The organism is Pseudomonas sp. WS 5010, from assembly GCF_012985565.1.
GTDB lineage: Bacteria > Pseudomonadota > Gammaproteobacteria > Pseudomonadales > Pseudomonadaceae > Aquipseudomonas.
Map to the genome: position 1 here is coordinate 415,757 of NZ_JAAQWQ010000005.1, position 15,481 is coordinate 431,237.

Sequence of the window (15,481 nt, forward strand, 5' to 3'; positions counted from 1 at the left end):
GTGAGGATGGAAGGTCCGCGGGAGAATGGGTCAGGCCCGGTTGTTGACGCGCTCGGCGATCCACTGATCGATTTCGATGGAATCCCAGCCGACGGCGCGCACACCCAGGCGCAGCGCCTTGGGGAACTTGCCCGCGCGCATCAGGTTGTAGAGGTGGGCGCGCTTGAAGCCGGACTTCGATTCGACTTCTTCCAGGCGCAGGATGCGGCGCTCGTTGGGCGGCAGAACAGGTGTTTGCGACATGGCGGTCACTCCTGAACGCTCAGTGGCGTTTGTTGGCGTGACCTCTATTCAATAGACATGGCTACGGAAAGACATTGCAAATGCAATCTCCGCGACTGCACATACAAGCTGGCAATCCTCAGAGGGTGGCGCTATGCAGCCGGCGTCTGGCCGTGGCGAACTTGCCGTTCAACGTCCGCTCGGCGATCCCCATGACGCCATGGTGATGGGCGACCAATGCGCTTACGACAGCCTCTTGCGTTTTGAAGCTGGAGTACGGTGTGCCCGAGGGCGATTGGCCGAGCATCAGCTCCAATATGCCGCCGATGATGTTCAGGTAGGTGGCTTCGGCCCGATCACTGATTGGGTACTGCGCGCAGGCCGGGATGATTTTGGACTGTTTGAGCAGTGCGTCGTGCTTGTCTTGCAGCTCGCGGAGTTGGCGCTTGGACTGCTCCAGGGCAGATTTGAGGGCCAAGCGCTCGACCAGCATGGCCTGCCCGGTTTCCAGAGAGATGGAGGGATGGGCGATGCGCTCGCTGCGCGAGAAGAGAAAGCCGGGGCGCTGTTCGGGGTAGTGCTGGCGCATCCAACGCTTCAGATCGACGTGACGGACAGTGAGATCAGGGGAGTCGATCAGCGCGGTGTCGTGCGTCGTGATGCCGTTCCTCCCGAAAGGAAGTTCCGCATTGAGGATGCCATCGTAGATGCGTTCGGTATACAGCCTCAGCTCACCCCAACGTGGGCAATCCAACGACTGTGGCAGGTTCCTTGACGACGAGACCGAAGTGAGGATGACATGCTCAAACCGCAGAAGCCCAGCCCACCGGAGGGAGGCTTCGATCGGACGATAGAACACCTTCGATGCTGGTGCATTGTGGTTCATGCTCCCATCTCCTTCCAGGAGAACTACATGGCCGACTCCTTTGGCGCCAACCTCATGGCCGGGCAGTTGTCTGTGGATGAAGCGAGTCCCGAGTCTCGCTTCTCCATGAGCCGCGAGCACTTTTCAGTAGCTCAAGTCAGTGGTAGCCGCCATGTGCTCAATGTGTAAGAATCCGTGAGTGGTAGGTTGATCGGTCCTGTCGCTGATCAACACGAAGAATGGCGCTCACACTGGCAGCGTCATGCGTTACCGCAATCTCATCAAGAGCAATTTGTCATGGTGTGATACCCCTGCGGTTTCACAGGGCGCAATAGGCGCGCAGTGGCTTCTAGATGCCAAGGCAGGCGTACTGATCCCGAGCCTGTCATGCGTTCCCAGGTATCCTGATATACCGATAAAGAATCGCGCATCCAGTCCCAGTGACTAGCGTATGGGTTCTTCCCGCGCAACTCGCGCAGACGGGTATGGGTGGTCGCTTCTGCAGCGAGCCGGTGTGCCGAACAGCCCAGGCACGGCGAGAGCCATGCAGTCCAACCTTGGTCGCCGGGAGGCGCTAACGACGACAGGCGTCTGCCGCCAGACAACAACCGCGTCGAGAGGCAAATTCGTCCAGTGGCACTTCAAAGGGCGAACCAGTTGTTCGTCGGTAGCTTGCGTGCCGGTCAGCGCGCTGTTTCGGTGATGAGCCTGGTGCGCTCGGCTCGGCCCAACGGGCATGACCTCTATGCGGACTTGCGTGACGTGCTCGAATGCCTTTCGACGCAGCTAGCCAAGCATATGGAAAGGTGATCATTGGTGAGTTCGAGACCACCGTAGCCGGCGATGAACGAGGTGTGGGGACGATGCGCTGAGGAGGTGTCCTTGGACCTTACTGGAAGTTTCTGGACGAACTTGTTGCCGAGGGTGAAAAATGAGGCTACAATTAAGGTCTTCGCTAGTCAAGCCAGCGAAGAAAGTGATTGGGAAACAACGGCTTACGGTCTTAGTAAACGTCTCGTTTCCCGCTCCATATTCAACAAAAACGCCGCTCAGTGATGAGCGGCGTTTTTGTTTGTCCGGGATGGACCCGCTGCAAGAGCAGGTCCAAGGGTTGGCTTAGAGTTTTGGCAGTTGCCCGATACGTCCCATCATTTCTGTCACGATCTGTAGGTCCAGCAGGAACTGCTCGGTGGTCTTGAACTCGTTGTCGGTGTGGCCGGTGTACTTGGCTTCTGGTCGGGCCAGGCCGAATTGCACGCCGTTTGGCAGTTCATGCACCGACGTTGCGCCGGCCGAAGTACCGAACTCGGGCTTCATGCCCAGGTTTTCGGTGGACACGGCCAGCAACGCCTTGACCCACTCGCCCTCGGGGTTGCGATACATCGGCGCGGCCACCGAGTAATCGAAGGTCGGCGCAATATGGGTGTTTTTGCTCCAGGCGCTGAGCTTGTCGGCGATTTCTTTCTTGAGTGTTTCCGGGGATTTGCCCTTCGGTACCCGCAGGTTGACTGCCAGCTTGAAGGCTTTTTCATCCATGCCGACGAAGGTCAGGGAAGTGGTCAGCGGCCCCATGAACGCATCGGAAAAGCCCACGCCCAATTTGCCGCCCAGATAATCCAGGCCCCAGTTGTCGGTGGCGTAACGCGCAGCGTCGGTGATTTCGTTGTGCTTGAGCGCAACCTTGCCATCCAGGCTATTAATGAAGACCAGCATCCGCGCGACCGGGTTAATACCGGATTCGGGCTCGGAAGAGTGGGCCGACACCCCGGTAACGGTCAGCTTGACATCATTGCCGACAACCTTGGCATCTACCGTGAAATCACCCCCATTGGCCTTGGCAAACGCAGCGCCGGCCTGCTGCAGGCTGGCCGCCAGTTCAGCGGGTTTGTCGCTGCGCAATGTGGCTACCGAGGCCGAAGGAATCTGGTTGGTCGCCAGGCCGCCGGTCATGGCGATGATCTCGGCGCCTTTGCCATCTGCCTTGCGCTTGGCAAAGGTCGCCATGACCGTGCCATAACCTTTTTCGGCGATGACCACTGGGTAGCCGCCGTCCAGCGCCAGGTTGTAGTTCGGCGTCGGGTTGTGTTCAAAGTAGTAAGGAATGGCGTCGCCAGTGGTTTCTTCGGTGGTGTCCACCAGCAGCTTGAAGTTGCGTGCCAGGGGCAGGTTTTCTTCCTTGATCACTTTCATCGCATACAGCGTTACCACGATGCCGTTCTTGTCATCCTCGGTGCCGCGGCCGTACATGCGGTCGCCAATCAGCGTGACCTTGAATGGGTCGAGGCGGGTGCCGTCGGCCAGGACCCAGTTTTCCGGGGTCACCGGTACCACGTCGGCGTGGGCGTGAATGCCGACCACTTCATCGCCCGTGCCTTCCAGGGAAATTTCATAGACGCGGTTGTCGACATTGCGAAAATTCAGGTTGAACGCCTGGGCCAGGCTTTTGATCTTGTCGGCGATCTTGATGAATTCAGGGTTGTCGTGCTGGGCTACGCCTTCTACCTGGAAGGTCGGTATGGCCACCAGCTCACGCAGGGTCTCGGTAGCCGCTGCGCCGTATTTCACCCGGGCGTAAATGCCCAGCAGACGGTGAATCTCGTTTTGCTGTTCGGCGCTGAGGCTCTTGTTATCGAGAAATGCGCTGATCGCCGGGCCGAGATCGGCGGTTTTGCCCAGTTCACTTTTGGCCAGGCTGCCCAGGAAAGTGCGGAAGTCCTTGATCGACGCGTCATTGAACGTCTTGAGGATGGTCGCGCTCTGTTGCGGGGTGATGTTGGCGAAGGCGGGTGCGGTAAAGGCGGACAGGCTGGCGACCATCAGGGTGGCGGCGGCCAGGTGCTTGAGGGAGAAGTCCATTGCTGGGGGCATTCCTTTGCAGGTGGTGAGTAGGAAGTTTCCTATTTTTTTGTCGGAAACATTTTCACACACTAGCATCACCCACAAGCAGGAGGGGAGCCCCTTGCGGGGTGATGTCCGATCTCGATAAGAAAACGCCGCCTGCCATCCACCTGTCAGTCCAGGCTATAGCGCACCGACAGCGTGCCCTTTTTCTCCGACAGGCCGAGGATCGTGACCTGGCCGACTTGGGCCAGGGCTTGCACATGAGTGCCGCCGCAGGCGTAGGGCGGCAGGTCGCCAAAACCGACTTCGCGGGAGCCACTTTCCAGTGTCATGTGGCGCGGTAAATCCGCGGCGATCCACTGGTTGACCTGTTCCTGCAAGGCATCGGCTTCCATGTCTTGGGCCGATTCCCCACGGATAAAACTGATCTTGCCTTCACCGGGCCAATGGTGGGCCTTGATCGGCATCCAGCCCAGGGTTTCACCGGCGTTGCCGATCAGATGCCCGGCCGAATGCAGGCGTGTATGCAGGGCGCGGCGCTGGCCGTCGACCCGAGCTGGCTGGAGGCCAAGTGCCACGGGCTGGTCCACGTAGTGCACGATGCGCTCGGCCTCCTGCACCACTTTCAATACGTTGCTGTCCCCCAGCCACCCCGTATCAAAGGGCTGGCCGCCACCCTGGGGATGGAAAATAGTGGACTGCAGGACTACTGCAAACTGCTGCTCATGGGGCGTGCACTCCAGCACATCAACATCGGCAACCAGGTGGTCATGGGTAAAAAACAGGCGCTGGGTCATCGTCTACATCCGCATCAGGGGTCTACGCAGCAGTATAAGTAGTGCGCAAATGAGTGATAATCCGCTGAAATCTCAATGGACTTGTGCGTCATGAGCATCAATCTTCCTTTGCCACTGCTGGGTGAAATGGCGATTTTCGTCAAGGTGGTGGAAGCCGGCAGCTTCTCTGCAGCGGCGCGCCAACTGGGCACCTCGCCATCGGCGGTGAGCCGCAGCATCTCGCGCCTGGAACAGGCCCTGGCCACGCGACTATTACAGCGCACCACGCGCAAGCTGCGCTTGAGCGAAGGTGGCGAAGAAGTCTTCAAGCGCTGTCAGGAGATGGTCAACGCGGCGCGCTCGGTGATGGAAATCAGCGGCCAGTACACCCACGAGGCCGAAGGGCTGATACGGGTCAGCGTGCCCAAGGCGGTCGGGCGGTTTGTGGTGCATCCGCATATGCCGCAATTCCTGCGGCGCTATCCCAAGGTCGATGTGCAGTTGATCCTCGAAGATCGGCAGGTGGATTTGATTGATGACAATGTCGACCTGAGCATCCGCATCACCGATAACCCGCCGCCGGGGTTGGTAGGGCGCCGGTTACTGCCGATCGAGCATTTGCTGTGTGCTACGCCGCAATATCTGGCCACCCACGGAACGCCGCTGCATCCCCATGACTTGCTGGAGCACAGCTGCATTTACCTGGGCGAAACCCCTGGGGATGCACGCTGGAAATTGCGCCAGGCTGGCAAAACAGTGACGGTGGGTGTGCGTGGTCGTTATGCGGCCAATCACACGGGGGTGCGGTTGGATGCGGTGTTGCAGGATGTGGGAATTGGCAGCTTGCCGTATTTCACTGCGCGGCATGCATTGGAGGAGGGGCGGTTGGTGCAGGTCCTGGCGCAATGGGATTTTATTGCCTCGTACCATGGGGATGCCTGGTTGCTGCATTCACCCACGCGCTACCTGCCACCGAAACTGCGGGTGTTCATCGATTATCTGGTGGAGTGCATGGCTAAGGAACCTACATTGCGTCGGCGGTAGGAGCACGATCGGGAATGTTGAGCGAATTAGTGTGGGAGCGGGCTCGCTCGCGAAAGCAGTGGGTCAGTCAACATCAATGTTTGCTGGGCCGACGTCTTCGCGGCGATGCGGCGATCCGACAAGCCCGCTCCACATTTGGATCTTTGGTGCTTTTGAGATCAGTGCTTGGGCTGGTCGTTGGACATGGCCAGCAATTGCTTTTCCTGGTTCCAGTCGAACGGTTCGTCGTTCTGTTCGGCTTCGAAGCGCCGTTCTTCCAGGGCCTGGTACAAGTCCAGTTCATCATCGGGCATGAAGTGCAGGCAGTCACCGCCAAAGAACCACAGCAAGTCGCGCGGTACCAGATGGGCAATCTGTGGGTAGCGCAAGATGACCTGGCTCATCATGTCCTGGCCCAGGTATTGGCTTTCGATCGGGTCGATGGGCAGCATGGCCCGCAGTTCATCAAAGCGTTCCAGGAACAAAGCGTGGCTTTCCTCTGGAACCTGTTCGGCTTCGCCGACGGCAACCAGGATACTGCGCAGGTGGTCGAGCAAGACGAGATGATCGGCAACGACGTTGGACACGAGAGTAAGTCCTCAAAAGCAAAAACGGGCGCGAGAGTATATAGCTCTCGCGCCCGCTTTTATATGACCGCCGGTACTAGCGGACTCTGCCAGGCGCCTGGGCCAACTCCTCCTTGCTGAAGTCATCCACGTCGATCACCTTGCGCCGCGCCGCTTCCGCATCGCGCAGGGTCTGCGCCTCTGCCGGTTGCAGCACGCCAGCCTCGAGTGCGGCTTCGATGGCGTGTTCCCCCGCGCGTGGCTTGACCTGGCCACTCTTGAGGGCGCTGTGGAGTTTCTTTTGCAGGGGCTGGCTGGCACCCAGCAGGTCGTAGGCATGTTGCAAGGCGCCGACTGGATCTTGCGCCGACTGTGGGCGGTAGCAGCCAGCCAGCAGTTCTTCGAGGGTCGGGTCGCCCTTGGCCCGGCCAATTACTGCGGCGACTTCCGCGTCCAATGCATCGGACGGACCTTTGTGGCGGCGGCCGAACGGGAACACGATGACTCGCATCAGGCAGCCCAGCACTTTGTTGGGGAAGTTGCTGAGCAACTCATCCAGCGCGCGCTCCGACTGGCCGAGGCTTTCCTCCATGGCCCAGGCAAACAGCGGCTCCAGGTGATCCGGGGAGTCGAGGTCGTGGTAGCGCTTGAGCGCTGCCGAGGCCAGGTACATATGGCTGAGCACATCGCCGAGCCGTGCCGACAGGCGTTCACGACGCTTCAACTCGCCGCCCAGCAGCATCATGCTCAGGTCCGCCAACAGGGCGAACGCGGCAGCCTGGCGGTTGAGCGCACGGAAGTAGCCCTGGCTCAAGCGGTTGCCCGGGGCTTTTTCGAAGTGACCCAGGCCCAGGTTCAACACCAGGGTGCTGGCGGCGTTGCTCACGGCAAAGCCGATATGTTGCATCAGCAGCCCATCGAACTCCTTGAGCGCCTGGTCGCGGTCTTCACGGCCGGCCAGGGCCATTTCCTTGAGGACGAACGGGTGGCAGCGGATCGCGCCCTGGCCGAAGATCATCAGGTTGCGCGAGAGGATATTCGCCCCCTCCACGGTGATGAAGATCGGCGCCCCCTGCCAGCTGCGGCCCAGGTAGTTGTTGGGGCCCATGATGATGCCCTTGCCGCCGTGGACGTCCATGGCGTGGCTGATGCACTCGCGACCGCGCTCGGTCAGGTGGTACTTGAGGATCGCCGAGAGCACCGAGGGTTTTTCCCCCAGGTCGACGGCATTGGCGGTGAGCATCCGCGCGCTGTCCATCAGCCAGGCGTTGCCGCCGATACGGGCCAGGGCTTCCTGGATACCTTCGAAGGCCGACAGTGGCACGTTGAACTGTTCGCGCACCTGGGCGTACTGGCCGGTCACCAGGCTGGTGAACTTGGCCGCGCCGGTGCCCACTGCTGGCAGGGAGATCGAACGGCCGACCGACAGGCAGTTCATCAGCATCATCCAGCCCTTGCCGAGCATCTCCTGGCCGCCGATCAGGAAGTCCAGGGGAATGAATACGTCTTTGCCGGAGTTGGGGCCGTTCATGAACGCAGCGCCCAGGGGCAGGTGGCGACGGCCAATTTCCACGCCGGGAGTATCGGTGGGGATCAGCGCCAGGCTGATGCCCAAGTCTTCTTCTTCCCCCAGCAGGTGGTCCGGGTCATGGGCCTTGAAGGCCAGGCCGAGCAGGGTCGCGACCGGACCCAGGGTGATATAGCGTTTTTCCCAGTTCAGGCGCAGGCCAAGGGTTTCCTTGCCTTCCCATTCGCCTTTGCAGATCACCCCGGTGTCGGGCATTGCGCCGGCATCGGAGCCGGCCAGCGGGCCGGTCAGGGCAAAGCACGGGATGTCATCGCCACGGGCCAGGCGCGGCAGGTAATGGTTGCGTTGCTCGTCGGTGCCGTAGTGCAGCAGCAGTTCGGCCGGGCCCAGGGAGTTGGGGACCATCACGGTGGAGGCGAGGTCGCCGCTGCGGGTTGCCAATTTCATCGCCACCTGGGAGTGGGCGTAGGCCGAAAAGCCCTTGCCGCCGAACTCCTTGGGAATGATCAGGGCAAAGAAGCCATGTTGCTTGATGTGGTCCCAGGCCGCTGGCGGCAGGTCCATGGCCTGGCCGATTTCCCAGTCGGTGACCATGGCGCACAGCTCTTCGGTGGGGCCGTCGATAAAGGCCTGTTCTTCTTCGGTCAACTGCACCTTGGGGTAGGCCAGCAGTTTGTCCCAGTCGGGGCGGCCGCTGAACAGTTCGCCGTCCCACCACACGGTACCGGCGTCGATGGCATCGCGCTCGGTTTCGGACATTGGCGGCAGTACTTTCTGGAACCAGTTGAACAGCGGTGCGGTGAAGTACTGGCGACGCAGGTCGGGCAGCAGCAGCGGTGCGGCGACTACCGCCAGCAGGACCCAGAACACCAGCAGCAGCCAGCCCGGTGCATGGCTAAAGGCGCCCATCGCCAACAGATAGACGGCGACCACGCCCAGGGCGGGCAGGGGCGCGGTGCGACGGTGTGCCAGGTAGGCAATGCCGAGCACCAGAACCAGTATCCACAACAACAGCATATTCAATCCTCCGTGAAACCAGGGGCAGAAGCACCCTCAGAGCTTAGTCGGCATCCGAAAAAGCGGTGCCTGAGGGTGTTACGTGGTGTGGCGGGAAGTGCTCTCCAGTCACAGGCAGCAGGCGCCGACATTTGGCCGAATCGTCGTTATCCCTCGGTCGGGCCTGTGGTTAGACTCCAGGCTCGCCTCGGAGACAATCCCCATGAATGCGTACTTGAGTCCCAGCCGCTTCATCGATAGTGACCACCCTGCGGTGGTGGAGTTCGCCGAAAAACATCGAGGTTCGAGCCTCGATCCCCGTGACCAGGCAGTCAGTCTCTATTACGCCGTGCGTGAAGCGGTGCGCTACAACCCTTACACCTTCAGTCGCGATCCGCAAACCCTGCGTGGCAGCTACGCCCTGGCAGCGGGCCAGAGCTATTGCGTGCCCAAGGCCACCCTGCTGGCGGCTTGCGCCCGGCATTGCGGCATACCGTCGCGTATTGGCCTGGCGGATGTGCGCAATCATTTATCGACGCCGCGCCTGATCGAGTTGCTCAAGAGTGATGTGTTCGCCATGCATGGCTACACGGAGCTGTACCTGGATGGGCGATGGGTCAAGGCCACACCGGCGTTCAACCAGCAATTGTGCGAGTTGTTCGATGTGCCGCCCCTGGATTTCGACGGAATCAACGACAGTGTGTTTCACCCGTTCAACCGCCAGGGCCAGCGCTCCATGGAGTACGTGGTGGACCATGGACAGTTTGCCGAGGTGCCCGAGGCATTCTTCTTTGCCCACATAAAGAAATGTTACCCGCACCTGTTTGGCGAGCAGTCGCCGCAGTTGTTGGGTGATATGCAGAGCGATTTGAGTCGCGGCTGAACCGGCGTATGCTGCTCCGGCATTCATCCACTGGGAGGCGGTCATGCTGAGGATCTGGGGTCGTAAAAATTCGTCAAATGTCAGGAAGGCACTGTGGTGCGCCGAGGAACTCGGCCTGGACTATGAGGCAATTGATGCGGGCGGGGCCTTTGGTGTGGTCGATACGCCGCAGTACCGGGCGTTGAACCCCAATGGCCGGGTGCCGATGATCGAGGACGGCGAGTTCGTGTTATGGGAATCCAACACCATCGTGCGCTACCTCTGCGCCAAGCAGGCCTCGAGCTGGTACCCCAAGGACCTGCAAGCGCGGGCTAATGCCGAGAAGTGGATGGACTGGACCACCTCGACCTTTGCCGAACCGTTCAAGACGGTGTTCTGGGGCATCCTGCGCACGCCGGCCGAGCGGCAGAACTGGGACAGCATCCATGCCGGGCGCAATGCCTGTATCGAGGTGTTGAAAACCGTGGACCAGGCCCTGGCCGGCCAGCCCTACCTGTCCGGCACCGAGATCGGCATGGGCGATATTCCCCTGGGCAGCTTTATCTATGCCTGGTTCGAGATGCCTATCGAGCGCCCGGCAATGCCCCACCTGGAGGCGTGGTACCAGCGCTTGCAGCAACGTGCGGCCTATCAAAAAGCGGTGATGACCGCGTTGACTTAATACTGACTATTAATACAGGTGACTGTACTTGTGCGGCGCGGGCAAGCACCATGCTCGCCGTGCGCCGCAGTTGTATTACGTAGGGCGCGCCCTTATCTATTCTTTCTATTCCCTTCCTTGGTGCGTAATCCGATATGAGTTCCGCTCTGTCCATCCGGCAGCTAACCAAAACCTACGGCAACGGTTTCCAGGCCCTGAGTGGTATCGATCTGGATGTCGCCGAAGGTGATTTTTTCGCGTTGCTCGGCCCCAACGGTGCCGGCAAATCCACCACCATCGGCATTCTGTCGACCCTGGTCAACAAGACCAGTGGCACGGTGAATATCTTTGGCCATGACCTGGATAAATCCCCGGCCGCGCTCAAGCGCAGCATTGGCGTGGTGCCCCAGGAGTTCAACTTCAACCAGTTTGAAAAGACCTTCGATATCGTGGTGACCCAGGCCGGTTACTACGGCATCCCGCCGAAGATCGCCAAGGAGCGCGCCGAGCAATACCTGACCCAGCTGGGGTTGTGGGACAAGCGCGACGTGCCATCACGCTCGCTGTCCGGCGGCATGAAGCGGCGCCTGATGATCGCCCGTGCCTTGGTGCACGAGCCACGCCTGCTGATCCTCGACGAACCGACGGCAGGGGTGGACATCGAATTGCGGCGCTCGATGTGGACCTTCCTCACCGAACTGAACCAGAAAGGCATCACCATCATCCTCACCACCCACTACCTGGAAGAGGCTGAACAGTTGTGCCGCAACATCGGCATCATTGACCACGGCACCATTGTCGAGAACACCAGCATGCGCAACCTGCTGGGCCAGTTGCATGTGGAGACGTTCCTGCTCGACCTGAAGAACAACCTGTCGGTGCCTCCGCAACTGATCGGCTACCCAACCCGCCTGGTAGACAGCCATACGCTGGAAGTCCAGGTCGATAAAGCCGTGGGCATCACCGCGCTGTTCAGCCAGTTGGCATTGCAGAACATTGAAGTGTTGAGCCTGCGTAACAAAACCAATCGCCTTGAGGAGCTGTTCGTGTCCCTGGTGGAGAAAAATCTGGCGAAGGTGGCGGTATGAGTTCCGAGTTCCAACCCAACCTGGTAGCGCTCAACACCATCGTCTACCGCGAAGTGAAGCGCTTCATGCGCATCTGGCCGCAAACCCTGCTGCCACCAGCGATCACCATGGTCCTGTACTTCGTGATCTTCGGGAACCTGATCGGCCGGCAGATTGGCGATATGGGCGGCTTCACCTACATGGAATACATCGTGCCGGGGTTGATCATGATGTCGGTGATCACCAACTCCTATGGCAACGTGGTGTCGAGCTTCTTTGGCAGCAAGTTCCAGCGGTCCATTGAGGAACTGATGGTGTCGCCGGTGTCGCCGCACACCATCCTGATCGGCTACACCCTGGGCGGCGTACTGCGCGGCTTGATGGTCGGGGCGATCGTGACGGTGCTGTCGATGTTCTTTACCGACCTGCAGGTGCATCACCTGGGGGTGACCATCCTGGTGGTGGTGCTGACGGCGACGATCTTCTCGCTGCTGGGCTTTATCAACGCAGTGTTCGCGCGCAACTTCGATGACATCTCGATCATCCCGACCTTTGTGCTGACGCCGCTGACTTACCTGGGCGGGGTGTTTTATTCGATTACCTTGCTGCCGCCGTTCTGGCAGACCGTGTCGATGGCCAACCCGGTGCTGCATATGGTCAACGCGTTCCGCTACGGGATTCTTGGGGTGTCGGATATCAAGATCAGCGTGGCGATTACGTTCATGATCGCGGCGACGGTGGTGTTGTATATCGGGTGCGCGCGGTTGCTGGTGAGTGGGCGTGGGATGCGTACCTGAGCCAGGTCTAAAGGTCTAAAGATGTGTGGGCTTGTGTGGGAGCGGGCTTGCCCGCGATAGCAGAGTGTCAGTCAATACCTCTTTAACTGACCCGCCGCTATCGCGGGCAAGCCCGCTCCCACACAAGCCCACACACACACAGTTTGGTCAGGTGTGCAGCGCAATCTCGATCAGCTCATGCAGCTCCTCAACCCGCATCGGCGCAGCGCCAAACAAAATTCGAAACACCGTCGGCGCCGCCAGCAGATTGATCAACCGATCTACGCTGGGCAATGCCTGGCCGCTACCTTGGTAACGATCCAGGATTACCTGCAGTTGCCCACCCAGAATCGTCACGCAGTACCCCGGCGTCTGGCTGCACTGTACGTCGCGCATCATGTTGCGCCCCGGTTCCGAGCTCATCTCATCCAGGTATTGTTCGGCCCAGGCTTGCAGGTCGCCGCGCAGGCTGCCGGTGTCGGCCGGTTCACTGTCGGGACGCATGCGGGCCAGGGCGACGTCGGCGAGCAGGGCGGCGAGGTCGCCCCAGCGCCGGTAGATGGTCGACGGTGTGACTCCCGCGCGTGCGGCGATCTGCGGCACCGTCACGCTGGCGCGCTCTTGCTCCTGTAGTAGCTGGCGCACCGCCGAATGAACCGATTCTTGTACCCGGGCACTACGGCCCCCCGGGCGGAGGCCTTCTTTTATCGCCATGCCAAAACCTTAACACAAAGAATTTGCTTTAAGCGCGACCCAGTAGCACACTGCACAAAAGCAAAATATTAGCTTTAGCGGAGCGTGCCCATGTCCAGCGTCACTTCTCATCGTTCCAGCCTGGTGTTCCTGGCGATCACCTTGCTGACGTTTCTTGCCGCCTCCAGCGCGCCGACGCCGTTGTATCACCTTTACCAGGAGGGCCTGCACTTTTCCGCAGGCACCCTAACCCTGATCTTCGGTGTCTATGCCTTGAGCCTGCTGGCCGCGTTGTTGACCGTCGGTTCACTGTCGGATTACCTGGGGCGCAAGCCGGTGATCTTTGCCGCGCTGGTGCTGAATATGCTGGCGATGCTGCTGTTTATCTACGCCGACAGTGTCGCCTGGCTGATCGCCGCCCGAACCTTGCAGGGGTTTGCCACAGGCATGGCCACCGCTGTGCTTGGCGCTGCGTTGCTCGACACCGACCGTCAGCAGGGCCCGTTGGTCAACAGTGTCGCGCCGTTGCTGGGCATGGCCTGCGGCGCCATGGGCAGCAGTTTGCTGGTGGAGTTCGCGCCGCTGCCGACCCAGTTGATCTATTGGGCCTTGTTCGCGCTGCTGCTGTTGCAGAGCCTGTATGTGTGGCGGCTGCCCGAAAGCGTCAGCCGCATGCCGGGCGCGCTGGCCTCGCTATGGCCGACCCTGCATGTGCCGCCCCAGGCGCGCCGGGCCTTGTGGCTGTCGCTGCCGGTGGATATTGCCGTGTGGGCCATGAGCGGTTTCTACTTGTCGCTGGCGCCGTCGCTGGTGCGGGCGGCAACCGGATCGACTTCCAACCTGATCGGTGGCGGCCTGGTCGCGGTGTTGACCTTGAGCGGCGCGGTGATGATTTTCAGCCTGCGCAATCGCCCGGCGGACAAGGTGCTGCGCCTGGGGGCAGGCCTGTTGGCCGTGGGCGTCGCGTTGATCCTCGGTGCGGTTCACAGCGCCAGCCTGCCACTGTTTTTCCTCGCCACACTGGTGGCGGGCAGCGGATTTGGCGCGGGGTTCCTTGGCGCGGTGCGCAGTGTGGTGCCCTTGGCCTTGCCCCATGAGCGGGCCGGGTTGATGTCGGCGTTCTACGTCCTCAGTTACCTGGCGTTTTGCCTGCCGTCCCTGCTGGCGGGCAACCTGACCCGCAGCTTTGGCCTGATCGCAACCACCGACGGCTACGGTGCGGTGCTGATCGTCCTGGCGCTCGGGGCCTTGATTGGCTTGATGAAGCAAGCATCCGCCAAGGCTGTATATAGGTAAAACAGATAACAGTTAGAGATATTACCCGTTATATAGATATTCGTTGCGCTTCTATCATGGGCTCAACCTCATACGAGGAAGAGGAATAAGCCATGACGTGCCCCAATAGCATCACCCCCAGCTATAAACCGTTCAGCCATCTCGCCGCTCCCAGGGAAGTGATTCGCCAGTTCACCCCCAACTGGTTCGCCGCCACCATGGGCACCGGCGTGCTGGCGTTGGCCCTGGCGCAAGTGCCGGTGCAACTGCCGGGTGTCTATGCCATCGCCGAAGGGTTGTGGTTGCTGACGATCTTTCTGTTTGTATTGTTCAGCGGCCTATACGCCGCGCGCTGGGTGATGTTTTTTCACGAGGCGCGACGAATTTTCGGACACTCCACGGTCTCGATGTTCTTCGGCACCATTCCCATGGGCCTGGCGACCATCATCAACGGCCTGCTGCTGTTTGGCCTGCCGCGCTGGGGCGAGGGCGTGGTGCAACTGGCTGAGGCCCTGTGGTGGCTGGACGTGGCCATGGCCCTGGCGTGCGGGGTGTTGATTCCGTTCATGATGTTTACCCGCCAGGAACATAGCATCGACCAGATGACAGCCGTCTGGCTGCTGCCGGTGGTGGCGGCCGAAGTCGCCGCTGCCAGTGGTGGCCTGTTGGCGCCGCACCTGGCCGACGCTCATTCGCAACTGGTGATGCTGGTGACCAGCTACGTACTCTGGGCATTTTCCCTACCGGTTGCGTTCAGCATTCTGACAATCCTGATGCTGCGCATGGCCCTGCACAAATTGCCCCACGCCAACATGGCCGCGTCGAGCTGGCTGGCCCTTGGCCCGATCGGCACCGGCGCCCTGGGTATGTTGCTGCTTGGCCAGGACGCGCCGGCGATCTTCGCTGCCAATGGCTTTGCCGGCATCGGCGAGATTGCCGCCGGCCTGGGGCTGGTCGCCGGCATCACCCTGTGGGGCCTGGGCCTGTGGTGGATGTTGATTGCGGTGCTGATCACCCTGCGTTACCTGCGCGCAGGTATTCCATTCAACCTCGGCTGGTGGGGCTTTACCTTCCCGCTGGGGGTGTATGCCCTGACCACCTTGAAACTGGGCAGTACCTTGCACCTGGCATTTTTCAGCGTGACCGGCAGCGTGCTGGTCGCCGCCCTGGCCCTGATGTGGCTGGTGGTCAGCAAGCGCACGGTGCAGGGCGCCTATAAAGGTGAGCTTTTTGTTTCACCGTGTATTGCAGGGGTGGGGAATAAGTAAGCGGGATTAGGTAAAGTCGTGGCCTGAAAAATCAATAAAGCCTTCAGGCCACGCAGGAACAC

The 15,481-nt window shown here is 60.5% G+C and carries 16 protein-coding genes; 9 read left to right on the forward strand and 7 right to left on the reverse strand.

Translation table 11 applies throughout. The features are described 5' to 3' along the window. Nucleotides 1–30: 30 nt before the first annotated feature. Nucleotides 31–243: an AlpA family transcriptional regulator gene (locus tag HBO11_RS18825; protein ID WP_003821041.1), complete on the reverse strand. Its 213-nt coding sequence runs from the start codon at nt 241–243 to the stop codon at nt 31–33. Nucleotides 244–361: 118 nt separating this feature from the next. Next, nucleotides 362–1,108 (reverse strand): hypothetical protein, encoded by a 747-nt coding sequence (locus HBO11_RS18830; RefSeq protein WP_003821040.1) that lies wholly within the window; start codon nt 1,106–1,108, stop codon nt 362–364. A 27-nt stretch (nt 1,109–1,135) separates the two neighbouring features. Between HBO11_RS18830 and HBO11_RS18835 the strand changes: the two genes are divergently transcribed. Further along, entirely contained in the window at nt 1,136–1,276 is a 141-nt protein-coding gene (locus HBO11_RS18835; RefSeq protein WP_017640395.1) for a hypothetical protein, read from the forward strand. Nucleotides 1,277–1,576: 300 nt separating this feature from the next. Next, entirely contained in the window at nt 1,577–1,897 is a 321-nt protein-coding gene (locus tag HBO11_RS18840; protein WP_071577144.1) for a transposase, read from the forward strand. A 306-nt stretch (nt 1,898–2,203) separates the two neighbouring features. On the opposite strand, the gene HBO11_RS18845 is transcribed toward HBO11_RS18840, so the two are convergent. Together HBO11_RS18845 and HBO11_RS18850 are read right to left on the reverse strand one after the other, a co-directional pair. After that, nucleotides 2,204–3,943, reverse strand: coding sequence for a dipeptidase (locus HBO11_RS18845; protein ID WP_169956828.1), 1,740 nt, complete (start codon nt 3,941–3,943; stop codon nt 2,204–2,206). Between the two features lie 155 nt (nt 3,944–4,098). Then, nucleotides 4,099–4,725, reverse strand: coding sequence for an alanyl-tRNA editing protein (locus tag HBO11_RS18850; RefSeq protein WP_169956829.1), 627 nt, complete (start codon nt 4,723–4,725; stop codon nt 4,099–4,101). 90 nt (nt 4,726–4,815) lie between these two features. Between HBO11_RS18850 and HBO11_RS18855 the strand changes: the two genes are divergently transcribed. Continuing rightward, nucleotides 4,816–5,748 carry a LysR family transcriptional regulator gene (locus HBO11_RS18855; RefSeq protein WP_169956830.1) on the forward strand — a complete coding sequence of 311 codons (933 nt, stop codon included), beginning with the start codon at nt 4,816–4,818 and terminating at the stop codon, nt 5,746–5,748. A 158-nt stretch (nt 5,749–5,906) separates the two neighbouring features. Here HBO11_RS18855 and HBO11_RS18860 read toward each other — a convergent pair whose 3' ends face one another. Then, nucleotides 5,907–6,314: a PA2817 family protein gene (locus HBO11_RS18860; protein ID WP_099168779.1), complete on the reverse strand. Its 408-nt coding sequence runs from the start codon at nt 6,312–6,314 to the stop codon at nt 5,907–5,909. 76 nt (nt 6,315–6,390) lie between these two features. Beyond that, entirely contained in the window at nt 6,391–8,838 is a 2,448-nt protein-coding gene (locus HBO11_RS18865) for an acyl-CoA dehydrogenase (protein ID WP_169956831.1), read from the reverse strand. Nucleotides 8,839–9,040: 202 nt separating this feature from the next. On the opposite strand from HBO11_RS18865, the gene HBO11_RS18870 reads away from it, so the two are divergent. The 4 genes from HBO11_RS18870 to HBO11_RS18885 all read left to right on the forward strand — a co-directional run bounded on the left by HBO11_RS18870 (nt 9,041) and on the right by HBO11_RS18885 (nt 12,204). Then, nucleotides 9,041–9,700 carry a transglutaminase family protein gene (locus HBO11_RS18870; RefSeq protein ID WP_169956832.1) on the forward strand — a complete coding sequence of 220 codons (660 nt, stop codon included), beginning with the start codon at nt 9,041–9,043 and terminating at the stop codon, nt 9,698–9,700. A 43-nt stretch (nt 9,701–9,743) separates the two neighbouring features. Further along, complete coding sequence (locus HBO11_RS18875) at nt 9,744–10,361, forward strand: glutathione S-transferase (protein WP_169956833.1); 618 nt, start codon at nt 9,744–9,746, stop codon at nt 10,359–10,361. 134 nt (nt 10,362–10,495) lie between these two features. Continuing rightward, the gene (locus tag HBO11_RS18880) at nt 10,496–11,428 is read left to right on the forward strand and encodes an ABC transporter ATP-binding protein (RefSeq protein WP_169956834.1); all 933 of its coding nucleotides are present in this window, start codon (nt 10,496–10,498) and stop codon (nt 11,426–11,428) included. Beyond that, nucleotides 11,425–12,204, forward strand: a complete 780-nt coding sequence (locus tag HBO11_RS18885; RefSeq protein ID WP_169956835.1) for an ABC transporter permease — start codon at nt 11,425–11,427, stop codon at nt 12,202–12,204. The genes HBO11_RS18880 and HBO11_RS18885 overlap by 4 nt, the downstream gene beginning before the upstream one ends. A gap of 147 nt (nt 12,205–12,351) precedes the next feature. Here HBO11_RS18885 and HBO11_RS18890 read toward each other — a convergent pair whose 3' ends face one another. Further along, nucleotides 12,352–12,897, reverse strand: a complete 546-nt coding sequence (locus tag HBO11_RS18890; RefSeq protein WP_169956836.1) for a TetR/AcrR family transcriptional regulator — start codon at nt 12,895–12,897, stop codon at nt 12,352–12,354. 90 nt (nt 12,898–12,987) lie between these two features. On the opposite strand from HBO11_RS18890, the gene HBO11_RS18895 reads away from it, so the two are divergent. After that, entirely contained in the window at nt 12,988–14,172 is a 1,185-nt protein-coding gene (locus HBO11_RS18895; protein WP_169956837.1) for an MFS transporter, read from the forward strand. Nucleotides 14,173–14,264: 92 nt separating this feature from the next. Then, the gene (locus HBO11_RS18900) at nt 14,265–15,419 is read left to right on the forward strand and encodes a TDT family transporter (RefSeq protein WP_169956838.1); all 1,155 of its coding nucleotides are present in this window, start codon (nt 14,265–14,267) and stop codon (nt 15,417–15,419) included. The last annotated feature ends 62 nt before the right edge of the window (nt 15,420–15,481 follow it).

Excerpts from the sequence above, each read along its gene's own strand:
- HBO11_RS18855 (WP_169956830.1), top strand. The coding sequence starts at position 4,816 with ATGAGCATCAATCTTCCTTTGCCACTGCTGGGTGAAATGGCGATTTTC.
- HBO11_RS18830 (WP_003821040.1), bottom strand. The coding sequence starts at position 1,108 with ATGAACCACAATGCACCAGCATCGAAGGTGTTCTATCGTCCGATCGAA.
- HBO11_RS18870 (WP_169956832.1), top strand. The coding sequence starts at position 9,041 with ATGAATGCGTACTTGAGTCCCAGCCGCTTCATCGATAGTGACCACCCT.
- HBO11_RS18895 (WP_169956837.1), top strand. The coding sequence starts at position 12,988 with ATGTCCAGCGTCACTTCTCATCGTTCCAGCCTGGTGTTCCTGGCGATC.
- HBO11_RS18890 (WP_169956836.1), bottom strand. The coding sequence starts at position 12,897 with ATGGCGATAAAAGAAGGCCTCCGCCCGGGGGGCCGTAGTGCCCGGGTA.
- HBO11_RS18825 (WP_003821041.1), bottom strand. The coding sequence starts at position 243 with ATGTCGCAAACACCTGTTCTGCCGCCCAACGAGCGCCGCATCCTGCGC.
- HBO11_RS18900 (WP_169956838.1), top strand. The coding sequence starts at position 14,265 with ATGACGTGCCCCAATAGCATCACCCCCAGCTATAAACCGTTCAGCCAT.
- HBO11_RS18875 (WP_169956833.1), top strand. The coding sequence starts at position 9,744 with ATGCTGAGGATCTGGGGTCGTAAAAATTCGTCAAATGTCAGGAAGGCA.
- HBO11_RS18865 (WP_169956831.1), bottom strand. The coding sequence starts at position 8,838 with ATGCTGTTGTTGTGGATACTGGTTCTGGTGCTCGGCATTGCCTACCTG.
- HBO11_RS18835 (WP_017640395.1), top strand. The coding sequence starts at position 1,136 with ATGGCCGACTCCTTTGGCGCCAACCTCATGGCCGGGCAGTTGTCTGTG.
- HBO11_RS18880 (WP_169956834.1), top strand. The coding sequence starts at position 10,496 with ATGAGTTCCGCTCTGTCCATCCGGCAGCTAACCAAAACCTACGGCAAC.
- HBO11_RS18845 (WP_169956828.1), bottom strand. The coding sequence starts at position 3,943 with ATGGACTTCTCCCTCAAGCACCTGGCCGCCGCCACCCTGATGGTCGCC.
- HBO11_RS18850 (WP_169956829.1), bottom strand. The coding sequence starts at position 4,725 with ATGACCCAGCGCCTGTTTTTTACCCATGACCACCTGGTTGCCGATGTT.
- HBO11_RS18885 (WP_169956835.1), top strand. The coding sequence starts at position 11,425 with ATGAGTTCCGAGTTCCAACCCAACCTGGTAGCGCTCAACACCATCGTC.